Source organism: Clostridium tarantellae (genome assembly GCF_009295725.1).
In the GTDB taxonomy this organism is placed as follows: Bacteria; Bacillota; Clostridia; order Clostridiales; family Clostridiaceae; genus Sarcina; species Sarcina tarantellae.
In genome coordinates this window covers 1-5,897 of the sequence record NZ_WHJC01000210.1, presented here as the reverse complement: position 1 = coordinate 5,897, position 5,897 = coordinate 1, and the positions used below count along the sequence as shown (strand labels likewise).

The window sequence follows — 5,897 nt, the reverse complement described above, 5'->3', positions numbered from 1 at the left end:
AGTAGGTTTTTTATAATTTATTATTAAATATAAAAAAATTTATAACAATATAAAAAATATAATAGGAATTAATTTTACTTTAATATATAATAATAGAGATTAGTTTTAAAAGGTGGTTTGAAAATGTACAAGTTAATAGCAATTGATATGGATGGAACTCTTTTAAGAGCAGACAAAACTATATCAGATAAAACAAAAAAAGCGTTAAAAGAAGCAAAAGAACATGGAGTACATGTAGTATTAGCTACAGGAAGACCTGTAGATGGAGTAACAAGATATTTAGAAGAGTTAAATCTAACAACAGATCATGATTATGTATTATCTTTTAATGGTGCAATAGTTAGAAATGTAGGAACAAGAGAAATTATATGTAGAGATGTTTTAAAAGGCTCTGATTTACATAAGCTTTATAATATAAGTAAAGATCTAGGAGTAAATATCCATGCTTTTTCTACTAAAGGATTAATAACTCCTATTATGTCAAAGTATACAGAAGTAGAAGCAACTATAAATAATATAAAAGTTGATATAGTTGATTTTAATACTATTACAAATGAAGAAGATATAATAAAAGTAATGATGATAGATGAACCAGAAGTTTTAGATGCAGCAATAAAAAAACTTCCTAAAGAATTGTATGAAAAGTATACTGTTGTAAAAAGTACACCTTATTTTTTAGAGTTTTTAAGCAAAACTTCTAATAAAGGTGAAGGTGTTAGAGAATTAATAGAACATTTAGGAATAAAGAGAGAAGAGGTAATTGCTATAGGTGATGCTGGAAATGATGCTCATATGATTGAGTATGCAGGACTTGGAGTAGCTATGGGAAATGCTTTTGAGGATATAAAGGAAATGGCTGATTTTGTAACTAAAAGCAATGAAGAAGACGGAGTTGCTTATGTTGTAGAAAAGTTTATATTAAATAATTAAATTAATAATAAGTGGTAATAATTATATTGAATTTTAGTTGATTTTTTATAATAATTGCCACTTTATTTATTTAAGAAAAATTTGTTGAAATTATTATAATTTAATAATTTATATATTTACTCATAATATATTAGAAAAGAGGGAAAATTTTTATGGAAAATAAAATTGTTGAAATGTTGCATAAAAATATTTTCAATAATGTTTATAATATGGATAAACAGAAAGCAGAAAATTGTTTATTGAAGGGATATGTTAGCAATGTAAAATCTATAACTTTAGATGAAGTTTTAAATATTTCATCTAAAGTAAAATCAGAAAAATATGAAAAATCCATATATTATACTAATATGGAGATAGATTTACATACAAAAGATTTAATATTTTGTGAATGCGAATGTGAGGAATATTTTTTAAATTATACTTGGAATGGTGAGACTAAAATGTGTAAGCATCTTTTAGCTACTTTTTTAAAGTATGAACAGAGTGTTAAAATAAACAATACTAAACAAGGAATAAATGATTTTTTATCAAAAGAACCTAAAGTAATACCAATAGCAGATGAAGTAAAAATTCTTTTAAGAGATATAGAAAATATTGCTTTGGAAAAATGGGAATTAATGTCTTTGGATGTTTTTATAAATGAATTTAAGCAGGGGAAATGGTGGGAAGTTTCTTTTAAGATAGGTGGAGATAAAAAATATGTATTAAAGAATTTAGAGGATTTTATAAATTATAGAAGAACGGGAAGAACAATAGCATATGGAACTGCATTTACATATGATCCTGATGTCCATAGTTTTTCACAAGATGATGAAAATATAATAAGTTTTATTGAAGAATATGTAGATTTAGCCCAAATGCCTAATTCAAGAGATATTAAGTTTTTAAAAAATAAAAATTTAATATTATCAGAGTCAGCTTTTAAAAGATTTCTTAAATGCGTAGGAAATAAAATAATAAACTATAAGTCTAAAAATATAGAAAAAAAATTAAAGGTTAAGAATGAAGATATGCCTTTAGAGTTATCTTTAAAAGAAGAGGATAATGTTTTATTATTAAAACAATCAAAAGAGTTAATACCTATTAGTTTAACATATTCAAATGAAGTTTTTATATTTAACAATCATATATATATTCCTTCAAAAAATCAATTAAAATTATATATGCCTTTTTATAATTTATTAAATAAGAAAAATGAAATAGTATTTAAAAAAGATTATGCCTATGATGTATTTAATAAGGTTTTACCGGTTATTAACACCATATCAAAAAAATTTAATTTAGATGAAAAAATAGAAAAAATGGTGGAAAAGAGTGAATTAAGTTCAAATTTTTATTTAGATAAAAATAAGGATACTATTTGGTGTAAAATAAAGATTAATTATGGAGATATTTCTTTTGATTATATAGAAGGATATAAGGGTGAAAAATATATAATAAGAGATTTAGAAAAAGAAAAGAATTTAGAGAAAAGTTTAGAAAAATTAAAGTTTTTTAGAATAAATGATAAGTTTATTTTTAAAGGTGATGATAATGAATTATTTACTTTTTTAAAAGAAGGAATTTATAAATTAGGTAATTTAGGAGAAATTTATTATTCAGATAGATTTAAGGAACAAAAGTTATATAACTCAAAGTCTATTAGTGCTTCTATAGGATCACAAGGAGGATTTTTAGACTTTTCTTTTTCTATTGGAGATATTGAACCAAAGGAATTTAAAAATATATTAAAAGCCTTTAAAGAAAAAAGAAAATTTTATAAGTTAAATAATAACTGCTTTTTTGATTTTGAAGATAAAAAAACTAAAAGTTTTCTTAATATGTTAGATATATTGAATAATGGAAAAAATTTAAAAGGAAATAAATTAAAGTTAGAAAAAAATAGAGCTATTTATTTAAGTGAAAAAATAGAAGAGAGTTGCTTAGATTTTATAGAAGGCAAAAGTATTGTAAATGATATAGCTAGTAAAATTGCAACTATATCGCAAATTCATTATGATATACCAAAAGATTTAAAAGCAAACTTAAGAGAGTATCAAAAAATAGGTTTCAAGTGGCTTAAAACTTTAAGTCATTATGGTTTTGGAGGGATTTTAGCTGATGAGATGGGTTTAGGTAAAACTATACAAACTATAGCTTTTTTACTTTCAGAAAAAGATAAGAAAAGTTTAATAGTAACTCCAACTTCATTAATATATAATTGGAAAAATGAATTTGAAAAATTTGCTCCAAGTATTAAATTACTTATTTTACATGGAAGTAAGGATAGTAGACTTAATTTAATGAATAACATAAAGGACTATGATGTTATAATTACTACTTATGGTACTTTAAGAAATGATTTTCATATATATAAAGATTTAGAGTTTAATTATTTTATTATAGATGAAGCTCAAAATATTAAAAATCCTTTAGCTCAAAGTACGGAAGTAGTTAAGGAAGTAAAAGCTGATGTGAGATTTGCATTAACAGGAACTCCTATGGAAAATAATTTACTTGAGTTATGGTCTATTTTTGATTTTATAATGCCTAAATATCTTTATGGAAGAACTAGATTTCAAAAAGAGTTTATGAATAATAATAATGAAGGAGTTTTTCAGGAACTAAAGAAACTTATAAAACCTTTTATACTTAGAAGAATTAAAAAAGATGTAATGGAGGAACTTCCAGATAAAATTGAAAAAAAATTTTTTGTGGAAATGACTGAAGAACAGAAAAAAGTTTACAGTACCTTTGTTAAAAATATACAGAAAAAAATAAAAAATAGGGATATTGATAAAGATAGAATAACGGTATTTTCTTATTTAACAAAGCTTAGACAACTATGTTTAGACCCATCTTTATTAGTAGAAGGATATATTGGTGAAAGTGCTAAAATCAATACTGCTTTAGATATTATTAAAGATGGTATAAAATTAGAAAATAAAATACTTTTATTTTCTCAGTTTACTTCTGTATTAAGTAATTTTAAAAGTGAATTGAAAAAAAATAAGATAGAGTATTTTTATTTAGATGGAAGTATAAAAGCTAAAGAAAGATTAAGATTAGTAGAAGAATTTAATAACAATAAAAATATAAAAGTATTTCTTATATCATTAAAAGCAGGAGGAACAGGGTTAAATTTAACTAGTGCAAATATGGTTATTCATTTTGATCCTTGGTGGAATCCAGCAGTGGAAGATCAAGCAACGGATAGAGCTCATAGATTTGGTCAAAAAAATGTAGTAGAAGTTATAAAGCTTATATCCCAAGGAACTGTTGAAGAAAAAATAATAAATATGCAAGAAAATAAAAAAGAACTTATAAGCAAGGTGATGAATGAAAATTTACAACAAGGAAGTTTTTTAAAAACTTTATCTAAGAAAGAAATAATAGAATTATTCAGTGATAGATAAACTAAAATTATAATATTAATTATAGAATAATAAAAGCTAAGGATTTGGTTTAAAATCCTTAGCTTAGTTCTTTTAAATTAATATGAAATTTTTTTCGTTTCTTCTGTAATAATTTCTTCTTTAAAATTAATTATATTATTAGTTGAAGAACTTTCTCTTTTACACAATAATGTAGATAAAGTAAATGCTAATATTGCTGGGAGTACCCATTCAAAACCTAATTTACTTAAAGGTAATAAATTAACTAAATCTCCAACAATAGAAAATTTACTTCCAATTAATGCAAATATACTAATAAATAAAGTTGTATAAACAGTATATTTATAGGAAACTTTTTTTGGTATATAGTTATGGAATAAATTTAATAATATTAAAACTATTGTTACAGGATAAATAACACTTAAAAGTGTAGAAGATAATGAAACAATAGCTTCTAATCCCATATTAGCAACAAATATACTTACTGCTGTCATAGCTAGTACATTAAATGTATATTTAAATTTACCTTTAGATACTCTTTCAAAGAAACTTCCACCAGCAGATAATAATCCTATGGATGTAGTTAAACATGCTAATGCCATTGAAACTCCAATAGCTGTTGTTCCAATTGTACCTAATATATTTCTTGATAGATATATTAATAATTCAGACTTTGTTAAATCAGTAGCTAGAGTTCCAGTACGAGCTCCTAAAAATGTTAGTCCTCCATATATTATAGCTAGTCCACTAACAGCCACTAAAGAAGCTTTTATAGTTACTTTTTTTATAGAATTACCTTTATATCCTTTGGATTTAATACTTCCAAGTATTACTGAAGCAAATATTATGGAAGCTATAGCATCCATTGTTTGGTATCCTTCAAGTAAAGATGATGAAAGAGCATTTGGAATAATTTGTTTAGATAAATTACTTAAAGGATGTAAAACTCCTTTCAATACTAAAGTAAATAGTATCAATATAAGTATTGGAGTTAAAAATTTTCCTAAATTATCAATAACTTTAGATGGTTTTAATACAAATATTAAATTTATTGCGAAGAATATTAAAATCATTATTAATGGATTTAAGTTAGGGAAATTTGGTAAAACTGCTATTTCAAAAGTTGTTGCTGCAGTTCTAGGAATTGCAAGCAAAGGTCCTATTAAAATAAACAATACTATAGCATATATAGTTGAGAATTTTTTGCCAACATTTTCTGCTAATAATTCAAATTGTCCATCTATTCTTATAGAAGCTAATAATCCTAAAAGTGGAATACCAACTCCTGTAATTATAAATCCAATTATACCTGCTAGATAAGCAGGTCCAAGATTACGACCTAAAAGCGGAGGAAATATTAAGTTTCCAGCCCCAAAGAACATAGAAAATAAGGCAAAGCCTACAACTACAAAATCTGTTTTTTTCCTGTTCATAAAAACACCTCTTCCTTTGCTTTATATTAATTCATAAAAATTCATAAAACTTTAAACTATTAATTAAATAACACATAAATAATTATGTTAAATAAAGAATTATTAAATAATAGTTTTGTATTGTAAAATTATAAGATATATTAAGCGCTTAATATACGAA

3 protein-coding genes are annotated in these 5,897 nt (G+C 24.0%); 2 read left to right on the top strand and 1 reads right to left on the bottom strand.

Annotated elements, in window-relative coordinates; translation table 11 throughout:
* Positions 1-123 precede the first annotated feature (123 nt).
* A complete protein-coding gene (yidA, locus tag GBZ86_RS11670) occupies positions 124-930 on the top strand; it encodes a sugar-phosphatase (protein ID WP_152890870.1) in 807 nt (268 codons plus the stop codon).
* A gap of 152 nt (positions 931-1,082) precedes the next feature.
* On the top strand, positions 1,083-4,325 hold the full coding sequence (locus tag GBZ86_RS11665; protein ID WP_152890868.1) for a DEAD/DEAH box helicase: 3,243 nt from the start codon (positions 1,083-1,085) through the stop codon (positions 4,323-4,325).
* Positions 4,326-4,402: 77 nt separating this feature from the next.
* On the opposite strand, the gene brnQ is transcribed toward GBZ86_RS11665, so the two are convergent.
* Positions 4,403-5,737, bottom strand: a complete 1,335-nt coding sequence (brnQ, locus tag GBZ86_RS11660) for a branched-chain amino acid transport system II carrier protein (protein ID WP_152890866.1) — start codon at positions 5,735-5,737, stop codon at positions 4,403-4,405.
* Positions 5,738-5,897: the final 160 nt, after the last annotated feature.

Excerpts from the sequence above, each read along its gene's own strand:
- yidA (WP_152890870.1), top strand. The coding sequence starts at position 124 with ATGTACAAGTTAATAGCAATTGATATGGATGGAACTCTTTTAAGAGCA.
- GBZ86_RS11665 (WP_152890868.1), top strand. The coding sequence starts at position 1,083 with ATGGAAAATAAAATTGTTGAAATGTTGCATAAAAATATTTTCAATAAT.
- brnQ (WP_152890866.1), bottom strand. The coding sequence starts at position 5,737 with ATGAACAGGAAAAAAACAGATTTTGTAGTTGTAGGCTTTGCCTTATTT.